This window comes from Methylobacterium sp. 285MFTsu5.1, from assembly GCF_000383455.1.
Lineage (GTDB): Bacteria > Pseudomonadota > Alphaproteobacteria > Rhizobiales > Beijerinckiaceae > Methylobacterium.
The window spans coordinates 1-1,115 of record NZ_KB911361.1 but is presented as its reverse complement, the minus strand read 5'-3'; the positions used below and the strand labels follow the sequence as shown (position 1 = coordinate 1,115).

The 1,115-nt window shown below is 61.7% G+C and carries 1 protein-coding gene; it reads left to right on the top strand.

What is annotated here, in order from left to right; all coding sequences use genetic code 11:
* The first annotated feature begins 352 nt into the window (after positions 1-352).
* Positions 353-907 (top strand): PAS domain-containing protein, encoded by a 555-nt coding sequence (locus H288_RS0131960; RefSeq protein ID WP_020096604.1) that lies wholly within the window; start codon positions 353-355, stop codon positions 905-907.
* Positions 908-1,115 lie beyond the last annotated feature (208 nt).

The window sequence follows — 1,115 nt, the reverse complement described above, 5'->3', positions numbered from 1 at the left end:
GCTGCATCAACAGGCCGGACACACGGCAGCACCTGATCCTGCGCGCACAAATCTCTCCAACACCCCCTTGAATCCGATGGGGCGTCCACACACGGTCATTCGCACTCGTCCTCCCTTGCCATCGATACTGCCGAGGGCACACCCGCTAAGAACTGTCCGAGGGGTACGCCGTACGCCTAAGCGGTTTTCCGAAACGCCGCCTGCCTGCGGGATCGCAACCCCGTTCATGATGGTGCCGAGGCCACTCGCGGAGAAAGTGTCTCAGAAAGCGCCTGTCAACTTCTGGACGAAGCTGATTTTTTATACAGGTTACGGTCCGACAACTCACCATTCGGCTCTCGGATATATCGAAATGATCTTCGTCACACAGGCGGACGGCCGCGTGACCTACGTCAGCCCCGAGTGGGCCGCATTCATCGGCCAGGCAGCTGCTGAAGCCGTGGGACACGGATGGCTCATCTGCATGCATCCTGACGACTACGAGACTGCCGTCACTTTCCTGCGCAGCGTCCGTGATCAGCAGAGCGAATACAGCCTCCGCACTCGCCTACGTCGGGCCGATGGCAGCTACGCCTGGGTGATGATCGGCGCCGTGCCATCCTATGGTCCACCGGGGCACACCTTCCTGGGCTACCTAGGCTCACTAACCGAGATCATTTCCAGCGGCTCGGAGCCGCTGAGTGCCTACGGCACCCTCGCGCGCTTTGTCCCTCCGCCTACGAGCCCGACGACGCCACCCGGCTCAGCCCTGGAAGCCGTAGCTGACTACCTGCTGATCGCGCACGGGCTCATTGAGCAGGACAGCGCCAAGGAAATGCTCCCTGTGCTGAGACAGGCACTCGTGGTGGCGGGCATTCTGCTGGCGCGGAGCATGAGCTCGTCTGAACCGACCGACCAATTCCATTGAATGGGCTGCTGTACGCCCAAGGATGCCATAAAGTCGGCCCTTGGCTGTTTCTGAGAGCAGCTATTCGTAAGCCCTCCGGCAATTTCGGCTCGGGATGGGAAGCGTGCCCTGACCTGTCAAACGGCATTGGAACGGGACCCCGGATCGGCTTCCAATCGGGACCCCATCGTGAGCGTGGCGTGACGCCCCTGGTCAGCCCGGCGGAGCG

Excerpts from the sequence above, each read along its gene's own strand:
- H288_RS0131960 (WP_020096604.1), top strand. The coding sequence starts at position 353 with ATGATCTTCGTCACACAGGCGGACGGCCGCGTGACCTACGTCAGCCCC.